Below are 16,579 nucleotides of genomic sequence, written 5' to 3' on the forward strand. Positions count from 1 at the left end.
GCCCACCACGATGACGTCGGCGCCCGGCTCCCGGCCCGTTGCTGCGTTCGCTCCCATGGGGTCCACCCTTGCGGATAGCGTTGCGGGCCACAAGGGGCCGGTTGGAATCGCCCGCAGAACAGGTCCCTAGCCAGCCCGCGGCCAACAGGACTACGGTGGGCACCAACCACCCTTGACTCCGGTCCGGATCAGAGGATCCCCGATGAGCAGCAATCGAGCAGTGGTCTATAAAGAAACCGGCAAGGTCGAAGTCATCCCGCTGGACATTGCATCGGAAGGCTGTGCAGGGTTTGACGCCGGTGCCGTCATCAAAGACGTGCTCTACCCCAACGGTTACATCACCCAGGCCTTGCAGGGGCCTTCTATCGAGGAGCAAACATGGACACTGTCACTCTGGAAGACGCGCGCCGGGTCATTGCTGCTGCAGAGGCCAAGGCCGCCGAAATCGGTCAGCCGATGAACATTGCCGTGGCCGACGCCGGTGGAAACCTTGTCTCGCATGTGCGGATGGACGGGGCCTGGCTGGGCAGCATTGACATCTCGATCAACAAAGCGTTCACTTCCCGGGCGTTCGACATCCAGACCAAGGACCTGGGTGACAACGCACAACCGGGGAACCAGTTCTACGGCATCCATGCCAGCAACCACGGCCGGATCATGATCTTCGCCGGCGGCATACCGCTCTCCCGCGATGGCCACGTCATCGGTTCGATCGGTGTCAGCGGCGGCTCCGGCGAGCAGGACCAGTCCGTCGCGGAGTCGGGAGCAGCAGCGCTGTAGTCCTGAGGCTGCTCCGGCTGGTCCGTCGCGATTTGCCGATGTGACCGGTCCGGCCGCCTGGGGCTGCCATAGCCCGGTGGTGATGGGTGATGTCCGAACTGGCGATGATCTACTGGTCGCGGCGGATCACCTTCTGGGTCTTCGTGGCGGCATTGGCGTGGCTGGTCTACGCGACTCTCGCAGCCCTTTGGTCTACCGGTCTGCTGGCCGGGATCCGGCAACTGCTCAGCGGCGGGGGTTACGACGTGCTGCTCATGGCGGCCTGGCCGGTGGTCGGTTGGGTCGCGCCCCCTGCCCTCCTCCTGCTGATCGTGGCCTTCGCCGCCCGTATCCGCCGCTCCCGCGACCTGCGCCGGCGGGATCCAGTGCGCAGGTTTACCAAGGAGCAGCGCCGCGAGGGCGTGGCCCGCGCCGGCGGGCAGTGCGAGCTTGAGGTTGGCCGGTGCCTTCGTTGTCCGAATCCGGCCACCACCGGCGACCACTTCTACCCGTGGAAGAAGGGCGGATCCACGGTGATGTCCAACTTCGTGGCGGCCTGCGAAGGCTGCGCCCGGAAGAAAGGGACATCGATTCCCTCGCCCGTGGTCCGGCAGCGGTTGGAAGCACGGCGGCTCGGCTACTTTCCACCCGGAGTGCCCGTGCGGGCCGGAGAGCGCAATGAGATCTCCGGCCGCACGAAGACCGCAGCCTGGCTGATGGAGTAGCGGTAGCAGTGGCAACCACACTGCACTTCTGGTGACAAGGAACACTGATAACGAGTTTGTAACACCGCGTGTCGCTCCGGTACTTTTGAACATGTTCTTATCTATGTAGGTAGGCACCTGGTCCGCCCGTCGAACCCTGCCAGCGGACCAGACGTATCGAGCTTTAGATCGAAGGCAGGGGCGGAGGAACCATCTGCGGTGCTTGGGGGCACCTCGGGGTGAAGTCCTCAACGGCAGTCCACGTTTTCCGAAGCCCGCCTTCGGGGTCGACTGCTGGCAGGACCGAGTGAACTCTCGCTCGAATCCGACAGCTAACTTCGCAGGCGAACGAGAGGAAACCCCTGTGCACACCCCTGAGCGCGGGCGTCGCCGTTCCGACACCCGCACAAGTACCCTGTCCCAAATCTCCCGTTCCACGAGTGGCACCAATGGCCGCCGCCGTGCGGAAACGCCCTCCGCGGCCCGCTCGATCGCCCGCAAGATCGGCGTGGCGTCGATTGCCGCCGGCATGCTAACCGCCATCGCCCTGCCGGTCGCCCAAGCTGGCGGCTCAGGGGAACTACCCGGCTCCGAGCGCGCTTCCGAGCAGAGCCCGGTGGAAGTCAAGGCCGCTCAGGAGGCCGAGCTCCGGTTTGACCGGGCCAAGGTCGCCGGCACGGCAGCCCAGCAAGGCGAGCAGGTCGCCGCCGCATCTGCCGAGAAGAAGAAGGCCGATGAAAAGGCTGCCGCCGCCAAGAAGGCCGAGGCAGCAAAGAAGGCTGCGGCGGAGAAAAAGGCCAAGGCAGAAGCCGCAGCCAAGAAGAAGGCAGCAGACGCAGCCGCGGCCAAGAAGGCTGCGGAAGCAGCCAAGGCCAGGACTGCCGGCTTCTCGACGGGCAAGCTGGCCGCCCCGATCCCGAACATGAACCAGACCTCCGGGTTCGGTTACCGCATGAACCCGATTACGGGCGCTGCCGGGGAACTGCACACAGGAATTGATTACGCGATGGCGTGCGGCACTCCGGTCCACGCATCCGACGGCGGCAAGGTCGTCGAGGCTGGCTTCCAGGTGGGCGGCGGCGGAAACCGTATTGTGGTCGAGCACAACAATGGCCTGCGGACCACCTACAACCACCTCCAGTCCATCGGCATCTCGCTGGGACAGAAGGTAGCCCAGGGCCAGACCATTGGCCAGCTGGGCACCACCGGCAACTCAACTGGCTGCCACCTGCACTTTGAAGTGGTCAAGGACGGCCAGACCGTGGATCCCGCCGGCTGGCTGTAACCACCTCTCGGCGGCGGAGCGTCCGCCTCGAACGACGGCGATGTTCCCATGTGGGGCATCGCCGTCGTCGTTAAGGTCAGCCGTCCGTCAGGCATCCGTCGTGCTGAGGGCCGGCGCCGTTAGGCAGGCGTCAGGCGAAGGGCTGGGACGCGCGGTCCAAGGCGGCGACTTCGTCGGCGGTCAGCTCCACATCCGGGGCCGACAGCAGGTCCGGCAGCTGTTCGGGCGTGCGGGCGCTTGCCAGAGGTGCGGTGATGCCGGGCTTGGTGAGCAGCCAGGCGAGCGCCGTCGTCGTGATGGAAATGCCGCGCGAGCCGGCGATCTCCTCCAAGGCATCGACCACAGCGAATCCTTCGTCGGTCAGGTATCCGCCGAGCATGCCGCCACGCTGACTGCTGCCGGCGTCCTCCGGCGTGCTGTACTTGCCGGTCAGGAAACCGGAGGCCAGCGAGAAATACGGGAAGACCGACAGGTTGTATTCCCGGGCCAGCGGAGCGTAACCAAGTTCGTAGTCTTTGCGGGCCACCAGGTTGTACTGCGGCTGCAGGGCGACGGGCAGCGCGAAGCCATTCTGCTGGGCGGTGTCGATCCATTGGGCAATCCGCTCCGGGGACAGGTTGGAGAGCCCGATTTGGCGGACTTTGCCCTCCTTCACCAGGGCGTCGAAGGCGGCGGCCGCCTCGATCAGCGGCGTGCTTTCGTCGTCGTAATGGGCGTAGTAGAGGTCGATGTAATCGGTGTCCAGTCGCTGCAGCGATGCCTCGGCCGCAGCAGCAATATTCACCGCTGACAGCCCCTGGAGCTCGGGATGTCCGCCGACCTTGGTGGCAATGACCACCGATTCGCGGTTTTTCCGGTCCGCCATCCAGCGGCCGATGATCTCCTCGGATTCGCCCCCGCGGTTTCCCGGAACCCATGCGGAGTAGCTGTCCGCGGTGTCAATGAAGTTGCCGCCGGCCTCGGTGAAGGCATCGAGCACCTGCTGTGAGCCGGACTCGTCGGAGGTCCAGCCAAAGGTGTTACCCCCCAGTGCGAGCGGGAAGATCTTGATGTCCGAAGTGCCGATCAAGCGCATCGAAGGTCCTTTCGAAAGGGCAGTGCGGCCTGTCGCCGCTTTATCGTTTAACGTAGCAGCGGCAGCCGCATTCCCTTGACGCTCAAAGGCTCACGTGCCCGCCCGGCTTAGCCACTCGCCCCTCACGAGTGATGCAAAACACGGCGCATGGTGGCCCGATGGACCACATCAGAGGCTGTCGCGCGGGACCATGGCTGGTGGTCAGAGGTGTCCGAGCGCGAGGCGAACGGCGTTACGCTCATACGGCCGGTCCGCCTAGTCTTTAAGCATGGCCGACTCGTTGACCCCGCAGCAGCGCAGCGTGAACATGGCCAAGATCCGCGGCAAGAACACCAAACCCGAACTTGTGGTCCGCAAACTGCTGCATGCGCGAGGGTACCGCTACCGCCTGCACGGCAGCGCGGCTGGCAAAAAACTGCCGGGTAAACCGGATCTGGTCTTCGCGGGACGGCGCAAGGTCATCTTCGTCAACGGCTGCTTCTGGCATGCCCATGACTGCAAGGCCGGCCAGCACGCACCCACGTCGAACGCCGAGTTCTGGGCCACCAAGCGGTCGCGCACGGCTGCGCGGGACGAAACCCAACGGGCAGCTCTGCAGGAAGCCGGCTGGCAGGTGCTCACGGTATGGGAGTGCGAGTTCAAGAAAGCCGACGACCTTGCTGCGCTTGAGGACAGGCTGGTCGCGTTCCTGGTCTGAACGGCCCAGAGAACCCCTGCTCGCCCATGGCCCGGGTCCCACGGACCAGGGCCCGTACCGCCCTACCGCCCGGGCACCGTGGCCCGCACCGCCCACGCGGAGAAGGACCGCCGCGCCTCTAATGGGAATTACCGAAGACGCGGCGATCCGTCGTCGTTATTTTCCGTGTTCCGCGCCCGGGCTCACGTCCTGCGGCCCGGTGTGTGTGCGCTGGGCGCCCGCAGGAACCACCGCGACGGAGCCTGTCATGACCGGTTCCGCCCCGCCGACCAGGCCGGGCTCCACTGGACTCCCGCTGGTCGGCTTGATGTCAATGGTGCGGCGCAGCGGCCGCTCCTTGATGAACAGCACCGCAATCAGCGCTACCACGGCAATGGCGGCGGAAATTTGGAAGATCAGGGCGGTCGCGTCCCCATAGGCCTCCCGCATGACGTCCGCGGCGGCCGGCGGCAAGGCCGCCAGATCCAGGGTGGCACCGGTCCCTTCGCCCGATACCGGGATACCGGCCTCCTTCATGCCGCCCGTGGCCAGGGTGTTGACCCGACCGGCGAGCACGGCCCCCAGCACGGATACGCCGATGGCGCCGCCGAAGGAGCGGAAGAAGGCCACGGAGGCACTGGCTGCGCCGATGTCCTTGGCGCGCACGGTGTTCTGCACTCCGAGCACCAGGTTCTGCATCAGCAGCCCCATGCCCAAACCGAGCACGAACAGATAAATGCCGGCCTTCCACAACTCCGTCTGGTGGTCCAGGGTACCGGCCAGACCGGTGCCGCCGATCACCAGGACGGCTCCGATGACCAGGTAGCGCTTCCATTTGCCGAAGCGGGTGATCAGTTGGCCCGAGACGGTGGCGCCGATCAGGTTGCCGGCGATCATCGGCAGCATCAGCAGACCGGCCTCGGTCGGGGTCGCTCCGCGGGCCACCTGGAAGTACTGACCCACAAACGTGGTGGAGCCGAACAGGGCCACGCCCACGGAGATGGAAGCGATGATGGACAGCGCGGTGGTGCGTTCGGTGATGATTTTCAGCGGAATGATCGGCTGGGACGCCTTGGACTCGACCCACACCAACAGCACCAGAAGCACGACGCCGATGCCCACCAGGAGCGCGCTGGTTCCGGAGAGCCAGTCGTAGTAGCCGGGTTGGCCGGCGAAGGAAACCCAGATCAGCAGGATGGACACGCCGGCCGTCAGCAGGACGGAACCGAGCCAATCAATCTTGACCTGCCGTCGTTCATGGCCGATCTTCAACGTTTTCTGCAGCATGAACAAGGCGATGACGGCCAGCGGGACACAGACGAAGAAGGTCCAGCGCCAACCGAGCGGGCTGTCAACGATGAAGCCGCCCAACAATGGGCCACCTGCGGTGGCCACCGCCATCACTGCACCCATCAAGCCCGCGTACCGGCCGCGTTCGCGCGGCGGGATAACGGTGCCGATGATCGCCTGGACCAGGGCAGTGAGGCCGCCCATCGCGGTGCCCTGGACCACCCGGGCAGCCAGCAGGGTGGTCATGTCCGGAGCGAACCCGGCCAAAACCGACCCTGCCACGAAGATGACGATGGACAGCTGGACCAGCAGCTTCTTGTTGTACAGGTCCGCGAACTTGCCCCAGATTGGCGTGGTCGCGGCGTTCGCCAGCAGCGCGGCCGTCACGACCCACGCGAAGTCTGTTTGGGTGCCGTGCAGATCAGCGATGATCGTGGGCAGGGCGTTGCCCACGATCGTGCTGGAGAGCATGGCTGTGAACAAAGCGGCCAGCAGGCCAGTGAGGACCTGCAGGATCTGCCGGTGGCTCATCAGGTCACCGTCGGCAGGCGCGGGTCCGGCAGGCGCGGGTCCGGCGAGCGACGGGCCGGCAGGCGCGGGTCCGGCGAGCGACGGGCCGGCAGGCGCGGGTCCGGCGAGCGACGGGCCGGCCGGCACAGATCCGGCGCGTGCCGAGGACCTGTCGGGAGTACCGTCCTCAAGGAGCGCGCCGGGCGCAGACGCGTGTGATGTGGGTTTGTGCAATGGATCAGACTCCTGCTGGTTCGTAGCGGCGGGTTCCCGGCTTCGTTGACAGGATTGATGCATGGAGGGCTTCGGCGAGGCGGCTGACAGCAGTAATGGCGGACCGGGCTTGGTCTTCGGTCCAGTCGCCGAGCATGTTCTGCATGAGGGCGGCCCGGCGCAACGCCTCGGCCCGCATGCTGGCCTCGCCGTCCGCGGACAGCGAGATCAACGACGCCCTGCCGTCGTCGGGATGCGGGCGCCGCGACACGAACCCGGAAGCCTCGAGGTCCGTGATGTGGCGGCTCAGCGCCGCCGGACCGATGCCCAGCTTGGCGGCCAGCTCGGTGGCACGCAGCTCCCCCGCCTCACCAATAATCCGCATCACGCCTTGCAGCGCGAAACCAGGGCCGGACGGGTCGGCCATGTGGTGTGCAGCCGCCCGTAGAGACCGCTGCAGGGAAAAGACACCTGCTACCAGCTCTTGGGCGGTTTCGGATTCAACAGCCATGACGCACCTCATCTTTATATTTGCCTAAAGCAACTATAACGGGAATTGGTTGTGTCAGCAAACTAAATTGATCCTGCATAGGGATTTTCGCGCGCGTGGGCAGTCGGGGGGGGCAAGGCTGTGCTGGTCAGCGATGGCCACCGCTTGAGGGCATGCGACACCCAGCGGACGATCTTCGGCATGCGACAGTTTGTCCGGCCCGGACGATTTCGACATGCGAAAGCTCTCCACCTAGCAGACGATTCTCGGCATGCAACAGCCCCTCCACCCCGGACGATTTTCGACATGCGAAAGCCCCTCCCCCCACCGGACGATTCTCGGTGGGCGGAGGGGCCATCATCGGCCTGCCGTTGATCTGCCGGGGGTCTCAGTCCCCCAAATGGGTGGGGGCGAACATCTTGAGCAGCGTCTCCACCACGACGACGTTCGGTCCCTCCGCGGCGAAGCTTTCCTCGAGCGCGGCACGGATCCCCTCGGGTGCGACCCTGCGGGCCGGTACGCCAAACGACTCCGCGAGCGCCACGAAGTCGGGTCGGGCCAGTTCCGTGGCCGTGGCCCGGCCGAACGCACCTTCCATGTATTCGCGCAGGATGCCGTAGCCGCCGTCGTCGACAATCAGCCAGGTCACCGGCAGGTTGTGCTGGCGGACGGTGGCCAACTCGCTGATCGAATACATGGCCGAACCGTCGCCGGAAACGGCCAGCACGCGGGCGGGCTTTCCGCGGCTGGCCAGCCCAACGCTGCCGCCGATGGCGGCGGGGAAACCGTAGCCGAGGCCGCCGGCTCCCTGCGCGGAGTGGAACTCTCCCTCACGCGCGTCCCAGCAGCTCCAGGCCCAGTAGGCGGAGATGGTCATGTCCCAGAACGTCTGCATGTCGTCGGGGACCGCCTCGCGGATGTCCGCCATGAAGGCCCGTTCCTTGGCCAAGTCCTGGCCGTCGAGCCGGGCCTGCACCTTGGCCAGGGAGTCCTTGACCAGCTGCTCGGGGGTTTGACCGTGCCAGTCCGGCGCATTGCCTTGCGCGCGAGAGAGGGCTTCGTCGAGGGCCTGCAGCGCCTGGCCGGCGTCGGCGCGGATGCCCAGTGCGGGACCGTTCGATTCGAGGACCCGCGGTTCGGCGTCGATCTGGATGATTCGGCCGCGCGGTTCCATCGTGAAGTAGTTGCTGGTCACTTCGCCCAGCGACGAACCCACCACCACCAGGACGTCGGCATCTTCGAGGATGTCGGTGATGTACCGGTCCTCCACCCAGGACTGCAGCGAGAGTTCATGGTTCCACGGGAACGCACCGTTGCCGCCCGGCGAGCAGACCACCGGGGCCCGCAGCTTCTCCGCAATGGAGCGCAGCCACGGTTCGGCCTTGCCACGGCGCGCGCCGCCGCCGGCGATGATAGCGGGGCGCGTGGCGTCCGAGAGCCAGCGCACCGCCTCCTTCACCAGCTCGGTCCGCGGCGGGTTGTCGAACGCCTCGGCCAGCGCATCTTCCACCGGAGGCACCATGATCGGATCCAGCAGGACGTTCTGCGGAACTTCCACCCACACCGGTCCCTGCGGTGAGGAGATCGCCTCGGTCCACGCGTCCTGGATGGCCGACGGGATGCCCGAAGCATGCTGGATCAGCCGCTGGCTTTTGGTGACGTTGGCCGCCGAGGCCTTTTGATCGTCGAGTTGGTGCAGCATGCCCTTGCGGCGGGCGCCCAGGCCTTCCAGTGGGATCTGGCTGGCGATGACAACCATCGGCACACCCGTGGCGTAGGCTTCCTGCAGTCCGGCCAGTGACGTCAGCGCACCCGGCCCGGTGGACAGGAAGAGCACACCGACGTCGCCCGTGGCCCGGGAGAATCCGTCAGCGGCAAACGCGGAGTTGTTCTCCACCCGGGAGGAGACGAAACGCAACGTGGACCGGGACAAAGCGTCGAACAAACCCAGGGCATGCTGACCCGGGATGCCGAACACCGTCGTCGCGCCCAAGGCACTCAAGGTTTCGACGACGAGGTCCCCGCCGTTGCGCACCGCCGGTTGCGCCGGCCCGGCGTGGGCAGCCCCGCCGCTGGGCACCGCCCCGCCCTTTGCCGCCGTCATTTGAAGGTCTCCTGATCGGACCCATAGCCGCTGTGCACGGCGGGGCGGGCATTCTTCAACGCCTGGGCGGCATAGCCGTTGCCGGAACCGCTGCCTGCTGCGTTGTCGGCCATCAGCGACACCAGTTCGTAGGCGACGTGGCTGCCGGCCACCCCGGTGATTTCCGCGTGGTCGTAGGCGGGGGCCACCTCCACCACGTCGGCACCGACAAGGTTCATGCCGCGGAAGCCACGGATGATCTCCAGGAGTTCACGGCTGGTGATGCCCCCGGCTTCGGGGGTTCCGGTACCCGGTGCGTGGGCCGGGTCCAGCACGTCGATGTCAACCGACAGGTAGAGCGGAGTGTCGCCGATCCGGTCGCGAAGCTTTGCCACGACGTCGCGGACGCCCTCGTAGTAGACGTCGGCGCTGGTGACGATGCCGAAGCCGAACCGGTGGTCGTCGTCGAGGTCCTTCTTGCCGTAGAGCGGACCGCGGGTGCCCACATGGCAGATGGCTTCGGTGTCCAAAATGCCTTCCTCCACCGCCCGGCGGAACGGAGTGCCGTGCGTGTATTCGGCGCCGAAGTACGTGTCCCAGGTATCTAGGTGCGCGTCGAAATGCAGCATGGCGACCGGGCCGCCGGCCCGCTCGGCGGCTGCACGGAGCAGCGGCAAGGCGATGGTGTGGTCGCCGCCGATGGTGACCAGCTTGGTGCCGGAGGCGGTCAGGTCCAGCGCGTTCTGCTGGATGGTTTCGATGGCCTCATTGATGTTGAACGGGTTGACGGCCATATCGCCGGCGTCGGCCACCTGCACCTCCTCGAACGGGCTGAGGTCCCAGGCCGGGTTGTAAGGGCGCAGCAGCCGCGAGGCTTCGCGCACGTGGTTGGCGCCGAAGCGCGCACCCGGGCGGTAGGAAACACCAGAATCGAAGGGAACGCCGACGACGGCGATGTCTGCCTGCTGAACCTGGTCCAAGCGGGGCAACCGGGCGAAGGTGGCGGCGCCGGCATAGCGCGGGATGCGGGACGAATCGATCGGGCCGAGATGGCCGTTGGCTTCCACACGAAGCTCTTCCATGGTTCTCCTTCGATGCTGGCGCCTGCAGCGCCGTTTGGGATGCGGGCCCGCGTCCGACGTGGCCTTCAGCGGTCGGCGTGGCCGCCTGCCTCCGCTGTCCGTCGTCCGGTGCAGCGGACGACGTCCGCCGCCGCCTTCAGCCGAGCGCAGGATGGCGTCGGAGGCAGACACTGTTGTCCTATGTGCAACATCTGTTGCCTGAAATGGTATTTGTGGTCCCGGTAACAGTCAAGGTGCCGGTGCTCGTGGTGGTTAGCGCGCGGCGGCCGGAACCAAGGTCCAGGTGACAATAGCCTCTTGGTCGGTCTCATTGATCCAGGTGTGCGGCTCACGGCCCGAGAAGGAAATAGTGTCGCCTGCGGCGAGTTCGTAGCGCTCAGAGGTGAAGATCAGGGTGATGCGGCCCGTAATCACGTGGAGAACGTCCACGTCGCAGTCCACGGAGTAAAGGTCCGCCTCCCCCCGGCCGCGCGGTGCGATGACGGCTCGGATGATCTGCAGTCGGCGCTCGTGGCGGGCGGTCAGCAGTTCCTCCTTGATGCCTTCGCCGCCGAGATTGATGCGCGGCCCCTCCCCTGCGCGCGAAAGATGCGTTTCCGGCAGGGAGAACAGATCGCCGATGGAGATGGACAACACCTGGCACAAAGTGACCAGTGATGCCACTGACGGGGACGTGAGGTCGCGCTCCACCCGACTCAGGAACCCCTTGGTAAGCCCCGTCGAATCCGCCACCTGCTCGATGGTCATGCGCTGCTCCTGGCGCGCCGCACGGATCCGCGAGCCAATAGCTACCGGATCATTGCTGGGTTCAACTGGCAGTGCCTTCACTAATCATCCTTTTTCGGTGCAGAGCGTGGTGGGAGGTGCGCGCGGGGGGTGGCTCCGAGCACCTGGCAACCACGCGGTTACGGGTCGAGTTGACTCGTGCCGCAAGTCACAATTAGCTTAACACTCAACACTTGTTGCCTCAGAGGCAATTTATGCGCATTCTTCCCGCGCTATTCGTTATTCTCCCTTGGAGTGCCCATGGACAATCAAATCGTCAACGTCGTGATTGTGGTGGCCTATCTGGCCGCCATGCTGCTCTTCGGATGGTGGGGGAAGTCCCGCACCAAAAACACCAGCGATTACCTGGTGGCCGGCCGCCGCCTCGGCCCCTTCCTCTACACCGGGACTATGGCCGCCGTCGTGCTGGGCGGAGCCTCCACCGTGGGCGGTGTGGGCCTGGGCTACAAGTGGGGCCTCTCCGGGATGTGGCTGGTGGTCGCCATCGGCGCCGGCGTGCTGCTGCTGAGCCTGCTCTTCGCTCCGACGCTGCAAAAGCTGAAAATCTACACCGTGGCGCAGATGCTCACCCTGCGCTATGGCGTGCATGCCACCAAAGTGTCGGGCATCGTCATGCTCGCCTACACCTTGATGCTCTGTGCCACGTCCACCGGAGCATATGCCACGATCCTGGTAGTGCTCTTCGGCTGGGAGCGCTGGCTGTCCATCGCCGTCGGCGGTGCCATCGTGCTGATTTACTCCACGGTCGGCGGCATGTGGTCCATCACGCTGGCCGACATGGCCCAGTTCGTCATCAAAACCATCGGCGTCTTCCTGCTCATGCTGCCTCTTACTTGGTCGGCCGCCGGCGGACTGGACGGCATCCGCACCCGGGTCGATGCTGAGTTCTTCTCGCTCACCGGCATCGGCGCGCAGACCATCATTACCTACTTCGTGGTGTACACCCTGGGCCTGCTGATCGGCCAGGACATTTGGCAGCGCGTCTTCACCGCCCGCAACCCGCAAGTCGCCCGCTGGGGCGGAACGGCGGCCGGCGTCTACTGCATCCTCTACGGCGCAGCCGGCGCCCTGATCGGCATGGCGGCTTCCGTGGTGTTGCCCGCCATTGAGGTAAAGGACGATGTCTACGCCGATGTGGCCATGAACCTGCTGCCGATCGGCATCGGCGGCATCGTGCTGGCCGCTGCCGTCGCCGCCATGATGTCGACGGCGTCCGGTTGCCTGATCGCCGCGGCAACAGTGGCGCGAGCCGACGTGGTCCCGTTTGTGGCCTCCTGGTTTGGCAAGCAGGTCCGCTATGACCACGAGAACTCCGATCACGACGTGGCCGGCAACCGCTGGTGGGTCTTCGGCCTGGGTGCGGTCTCGATCCTGCTGGCCATCGTGGTCCAGGATGTGGTCGCTGCGTTGACCATTGCCTACGACATCCTGGTCGGCGGCTTGCTGGTCGCAATTCTGGGTGGACTGGTTTGGAAGCGGGGCACCGGCCTGGGGGCCGCGTGGTCCATGGCAGCCGGCACCATTGTCACGCTGACCACCATGATCGTGCTGGAAGTCAACGCCGAGGAACCGTATGCCGGCGTCTACGCCAACGAGCCCATCTACTACGGCCTGATCGCCTCCGCAGTGGTCTATGTGGCGGTGTCGCTTCTCACCAGGCCCACCGACGCAGCCGTCCGGCAGGCCTGGGACCGCCGGGTAGCCGGCCTGGCAACGGAGGAAGTTCCGGTCGAGGGACCGGGCGAGGTTGCCACCCGCTAACGACGGTTACTGAGCCGCTCCCCCGTGCCCCGGACCCGATCAGGAGTCCGGGGCACGGCCGCACCCGCAGACCGGCTACAATGGAGGCTGCGAAGGGGAGTAGCTCCACCGCCGCGCGACTACGCGCATGGGCGTGGAGGCCTGTCGACATACTGGCCGCTAGTGCGGCCCGGCAGTCCACCTGCGCGCAGGGACGGTACCATCCAAGCCTGCGCCTAGGCGAGCGAGACCTTCGGTCAGTTGACAGCTAACTGACCGGAGATCATCGAACCGTCTCCGGTCCGACTCAGGAGCAGCGTGACAACGAGTCCCGATCCAGCCGGCCCCGCCCCCATGGAACCCCGACCCGCCGGCCACGCATCGCCGTCGTCATCCGATATACGCCTGTGGCGCCGCTACCTGGCGGATGAACGTGCCGAAGCCGCCATCTACCGCGACCTGGCCAGACGCCGCGACGGCGAAGAGCGCGACATCTTGCTGGCCTTGGCAGACGCGGAGGGCCGCCATGAACGTCACTGGCGGGATCTGCTGGGCGAGCACGCGGCGAAACGGCTGCGCCCGTCCTTGCGCCGTACCGTGCTGCGGTTCCTGGCCCGCAGCTTCGGCTCCGTGTTCGTGCTGGCTCTGGCGCAGCGGGCCGAAAGCCGTTCCCCTTACGCCAAGGAACCCGCGGCGACCGAGGCCATGGCCGCCGATGAGCTGATCCACGAAGAGGTCATCCGCGGCCTGGCCACCCGCGGCCGGGCACGGCTCTCCGGTAACTTCCGCGCCGCAGTCTTCGGCGCCAACGATGGACTGGTCTCCAACTTGGCCCTGATCATGGGCATCGGTGCCACGGGAGTGTCCAGCGGCTTCATCCTGTTCAGCGGCGTCGCGGGCTTGCTCGCCGGCGCGCTATCCATGGGAGCCGGCGAATACGTGTCCGTGCGCTCCCAGCGCGAGTTGCTCTCGGCCACGCGTCCCACTCAGATCACCCTGCAGGCTGCACCCGACCTGGACCTGAACGCCAACGAACTGGTGCTGGTCTACCGGGCGCGCGGCATGACCCAGGACGCAGCAGAACATCGGGCCGCCGAACGCATGGGCTATCTGGACTGTGACTGCGACCCGAGCCTGTCGCTGCAGCCGCCGGAAACGTACGCCAACGACTATCAGGAGATCGGCACCGGCTGGAATGCCGCCGTGTCCAGTTTTCTGTTCTTCTCCACCGGCGCCCTAGTGCCGATCCTGCCCTACATCCTCGGCATGCAGGGCACCGCGGCCGTGGTGCTGGCACTGGTGCTGGTCGGTATGGCGCTGCTGGTGACCGGCGGAATCGTTGGTTTGTTGTCGGGGGCTTCCCCTGTGAAGCGTGCGCTGCGGCAGTTGGCGATCGGCTTCGGGGCTGCCCTGGCCACCTACCTGCTGGGCTCCCTGTTCGGCACCACGGCCGTCTGATTCGCCGTCAGGGCCGACCGGTTCCCCCGCAGGAAGTGCGGGGGGACGCCTACCGTTTGTCTCGGGGCTTCGTTAGTCTGAGGCAAGCGCGGCAATGCAGCCTCGCTGTCCGCCACGCCGAGGGGGACCATGAGTTGGCCACCGTCCGACGGCCCGGGCCATGAACCGGGCTCGGGTCGGCCTGTGCCCAGATCCAGGACCGGACGCGTGCCGCGGTGGGTCCTATCCGACGCGGAGGGTCGGCAGAACGCGGACGCCGACGGCATGTCGCCGCCTGTCTGGATCAATCCGGCAGCGAGGCAGCGGACTGTATATACGCAGCCACCCACCTACCTGCCGCCGCCGGCTTGGAGCGTGGCAACGCCCCAACCGAGGCCGCACGGCGGCCCGTCGCCGTTCGGGAAGCTGATCCTGCTCGCCTCTCTTGTTGCCCTGGTGGCGTGGGCGTTTGTCTGGTTGGCTCAGCCACGGCACGCATCGGCGCTGCAATCAAGCGAATCCGCCGCGCTCAACGGTGTTCCGTTCGACCGGGGACCGAAGGTGGAGGGTCCGGGCTACGGTGATTTCCCGCCGTCGGGAGTCGACGCCGCGGAGGAGCCGCTGGGGGCACCCGCGCCGCTGCGTGAGGAGAGCAACTCCTACCGTTTCCTGGCTTCGCCGGCTACCGGCCAGGACTACATCGCGTACGATCCTTGCCGTCCGGTACGGTACGTGGTCGGTGCTGCGGACGCTCTCGCAGACAGCGAAGATCTTGTCCACCAGGCGGTGGAGGAGGTCTCCGAGGCCACCGGGCTGCAGTTCATCTACGAAGGCACCACCACCGAACGGCCCACGGACCAGCGCAGGTCCTACCAACCCGAACGTTACGGCGAGCGCTGGGCACCGGTGCTCATTGCCTGGTCCGACCCCGAACAAAGCCCCACCTTGGCCGGCCCGACCATCGGCTTGGGCGGCAGTGGCTGGGCCTCGCGGGGCGGAGCCGCCGCCTACGTTTCCGGCCAGATCGAACTGGACACACCGCAGTTCCGCCAGCTGCTCGGCTCCCCCCGGGGCACGGACGCCGCCCGTGCGATCATCATGCACGAGCTGGGCCATGTGATCGGCCTGGACCACGTGGATGACCCTACCCAGCTGATGTACGCGCAGGCCTCACACGACATCCTGAACTTTGCCGACGGCGACCTCACCGGCTTGTCGTCGCTGGGCAAGGGCGAGTGCGTGCCCGAGCTATAGGACGTCCATGGCCTGTTCCACCGTGTCCACCAGATGCACTGCCCGCTCCATATCCCGCCCGCGGGCCAGCGCCTGGAGCAGCGGCCAGGCCGGCAGCTCCTCGGTCCAGTACTTGCGCCCCACCAGCACCATGGGCGAAAGGGCTTCCGGGGTGGCGTAGTAGTTCTCGCAGGCGTCCTGGAAAATCTCCTGCACGGTGCCGCCGACTCCCGGGAGGAACACGATCCCGCCGTCGCAGCGCTGCAGCAGCACGGCCTCGCGGACCGCGTTGCCGAAGTACTTGGCAATGTGGGTGGCGAACATGTTGGGCGGTTCATGCCCGTAATTCCAGGTGGGGATGCCCAGGTTGGCCGCCTCCATCGCGCCGGGCCCACCGCCGGTCGCCACGGCGTACCCAGCCTGGGCGAGGAGTCTGCCCAGGCGGGCGGCGTCGTCGTAAAGTGCGCTGCCCCGCGAGGCCGCGTGCCCACCCATTACTCCCACCACGCGCTTGCCCGCGAACTCCGTGGAGAACAGAGCTTCCAGGGCATCGCCAATGGCGTGGTCATGCAGGCTGGCCGCCAACGTTGAATCGACGTCACGCCGGATCGCAGACCGCGACGACCAGGCGTAGACCCGCGCATCAAGTGTCGCTTCATACGGCCCCGTCTCCAGCCCACTGTAGAGCTCGGCGGCGGTGTAGGGCTGGCCGCGGTACTGGTCGAACGGGATACCGGGCAACGTGGGGAAGATCAGCGCGCCTTGGCGGTGCAGCCAGTGCTCGGTGGCATCTTCGAAGGCACACCCCAAGAACACCGCGCCCGCCGGGTCCATGCTGCGCAGGGCCTCCGTGCGGCCGGTGAGATCCACTGACTGAAAATGCCAGCCGCGCATTGACTGCGGTCTTCGGGGAGGCTGCTGTCCCCCGCCCGGCGTCGGTCCCGCGGCCTGCTGCCCTCCCCCGCTCGGGTTCTGGTTCCCGTCGCGCGCGGCCAGGGCACGCGGCGCCCTGGCGATAAGCCGGTCGAACTGCTCGAGCGACTCAATCTCGACGACGCGCGGCTCCTTATGCAGTACCGCTGACGTACCCATGCAGTCAGCATAACCATCGGTCCCCAGGCTGCCCGCCCGCGGAGGCCCGATCAGCTTGCCCGTGCCCGTGACGCCACCGGCGGATCGACTGGAGCTGGGCCACCCCGCGGCACGATCGGCTGTT

At 66.4% G+C, this 16,579-nt stretch carries 15 protein-coding genes and 1 riboswitch; of the genes, 8 read left to right on the forward strand and 7 right to left on the reverse strand.

Annotation, left to right across the window (positions count from 1 at the left end; translation table 11 throughout):
* The first annotated feature begins 202 nt into the window (after positions 1–202).
* From AC5RWT_RS18935 to AC5RWT_RS18950, 4 genes are all read left to right on the forward strand, one after another.
* A complete protein-coding gene (locus AC5RWT_RS18935) occupies positions 203–460 on the forward strand; it encodes a hypothetical protein (protein WP_494081502.1) in 258 nt (85 codons plus the stop codon).
* Positions 379–780: a GlcG/HbpS family heme-binding protein gene (locus AC5RWT_RS18940; protein ID WP_494081503.1), complete on the forward strand. Its 402-nt coding sequence runs from the start codon at positions 379–381 to the stop codon at positions 778–780. Before AC5RWT_RS18935 ends, AC5RWT_RS18940 begins: the two co-directional genes overlap by 82 nt.
* 89 nt (positions 781–869) lie before the next feature.
* On the forward strand, positions 870–1,484 hold the full coding sequence (locus tag AC5RWT_RS18945) for an HNH endonuclease (protein ID WP_494081504.1): 615 nt from the start codon (positions 870–872) through the stop codon (positions 1,482–1,484).
* Between the two features lie 149 nt (positions 1,485–1,633).
* A riboswitch (cyclic di-AMP (ydaO/yuaA leader) is annotated at positions 1,634–1,823 on the forward strand.
* Between the two features lie 4 nt (positions 1,824–1,827).
* Complete coding sequence (locus AC5RWT_RS18950) at positions 1,828–2,748, forward strand: M23 family metallopeptidase (RefSeq protein WP_494081505.1); 921 nt, start codon at positions 1,828–1,830, stop codon at positions 2,746–2,748.
* Positions 2,749–2,878: 130 nt separating this feature from the next.
* Here the strand turns inward: AC5RWT_RS18950 and AC5RWT_RS18955 are convergent, their stop codons facing one another.
* The gene (locus AC5RWT_RS18955; protein ID WP_494081506.1) at positions 2,879–3,823 is read right to left on the reverse strand and encodes an aldo/keto reductase; all 945 of its coding nucleotides are present in this window, start codon (positions 3,821–3,823) and stop codon (positions 2,879–2,881) included.
* Between the two features lie 268 nt (positions 3,824–4,091).
* Between AC5RWT_RS18955 and AC5RWT_RS18960 the strand changes: the two genes are divergently transcribed.
* The gene (locus AC5RWT_RS18960; RefSeq protein ID WP_494081507.1) at positions 4,092–4,520 is read left to right on the forward strand and encodes a very short patch repair endonuclease; all 429 of its coding nucleotides are present in this window, start codon (positions 4,092–4,094) and stop codon (positions 4,518–4,520) included.
* A gap of 156 nt (positions 4,521–4,676) precedes the next feature.
* On the opposite strand, the gene AC5RWT_RS18965 is transcribed toward AC5RWT_RS18960, so the two are convergent.
* From AC5RWT_RS18965 to AC5RWT_RS18985, 5 genes are all read right to left on the reverse strand, one after another.
* Positions 4,677–6,320, reverse strand: coding sequence for an MDR family MFS transporter (locus AC5RWT_RS18965; protein ID WP_494081508.1), 1,644 nt, complete (start codon positions 6,318–6,320; stop codon positions 4,677–4,679).
* Positions 6,321–6,537: 217 nt separating this feature from the next.
* Positions 6,538–7,023: a MarR family winged helix-turn-helix transcriptional regulator gene (locus tag AC5RWT_RS18970; RefSeq protein WP_494081509.1), complete on the reverse strand. Its 486-nt coding sequence runs from the start codon at positions 7,021–7,023 to the stop codon at positions 6,538–6,540.
* A gap of 367 nt (positions 7,024–7,390) precedes the next feature.
* Positions 7,391–9,106 carry a thiamine pyrophosphate-binding protein gene (locus AC5RWT_RS18975; protein ID WP_494081510.1) on the reverse strand — a complete coding sequence of 572 codons (1,716 nt, stop codon included), beginning with the start codon at positions 9,104–9,106 and terminating at the stop codon, positions 7,391–7,393.
* The gene (speB, locus tag AC5RWT_RS18980; protein WP_494081511.1) at positions 9,103–10,167 is read right to left on the reverse strand and encodes an agmatinase; all 1,065 of its coding nucleotides are present in this window, start codon (positions 10,165–10,167) and stop codon (positions 9,103–9,105) included. The genes AC5RWT_RS18975 and speB overlap by 4 nt, the downstream gene beginning before the upstream one ends.
* Positions 10,168–10,419: 252 nt before the next feature.
* A complete protein-coding gene (locus tag AC5RWT_RS18985) occupies positions 10,420–10,995 on the reverse strand; it encodes a helix-turn-helix domain-containing protein (protein WP_494081512.1) in 576 nt (191 codons plus the stop codon).
* 198 nt (positions 10,996–11,193) lie between these two features.
* On the opposite strand from AC5RWT_RS18985, the gene AC5RWT_RS18990 reads away from it, so the two are divergent.
* The 3 genes from AC5RWT_RS18990 to AC5RWT_RS19000 all read left to right on the forward strand — a co-directional run bounded on the left by AC5RWT_RS18990 (position 11,194) and on the right by AC5RWT_RS19000 (position 15,384).
* The gene (locus AC5RWT_RS18990) at positions 11,194–12,714 is read left to right on the forward strand and encodes a sodium:solute symporter family protein (RefSeq protein WP_494081513.1); all 1,521 of its coding nucleotides are present in this window, start codon (positions 11,194–11,196) and stop codon (positions 12,712–12,714) included.
* Positions 12,715–13,047: 333 nt separating this feature from the next.
* Positions 13,048–14,151: a VIT1/CCC1 transporter family protein gene (locus AC5RWT_RS18995; RefSeq protein WP_494081529.1), complete on the forward strand. Its 1,104-nt coding sequence runs from the start codon at positions 13,048–13,050 to the stop codon at positions 14,149–14,151.
* A gap of 354 nt (positions 14,152–14,505) precedes the next feature.
* A complete protein-coding gene (locus AC5RWT_RS19000; RefSeq protein ID WP_494081514.1) occupies positions 14,506–15,384 on the forward strand; it encodes a matrixin family metalloprotease in 879 nt (292 codons plus the stop codon).
* On the opposite strand, the gene AC5RWT_RS19005 is transcribed toward AC5RWT_RS19000, so the two are convergent.
* The gene (locus AC5RWT_RS19005; protein ID WP_494081515.1) at positions 15,379–16,455 is read right to left on the reverse strand and encodes an LOG family protein; all 1,077 of its coding nucleotides are present in this window, start codon (positions 16,453–16,455) and stop codon (positions 15,379–15,381) included. The genes AC5RWT_RS19000 and AC5RWT_RS19005 overlap by 6 nt on opposite strands.
* Positions 16,456–16,579: the final 124 nt, after the last annotated feature.

This window comes from Arthrobacter sp. Dra40 (assembly GCF_059091905.1).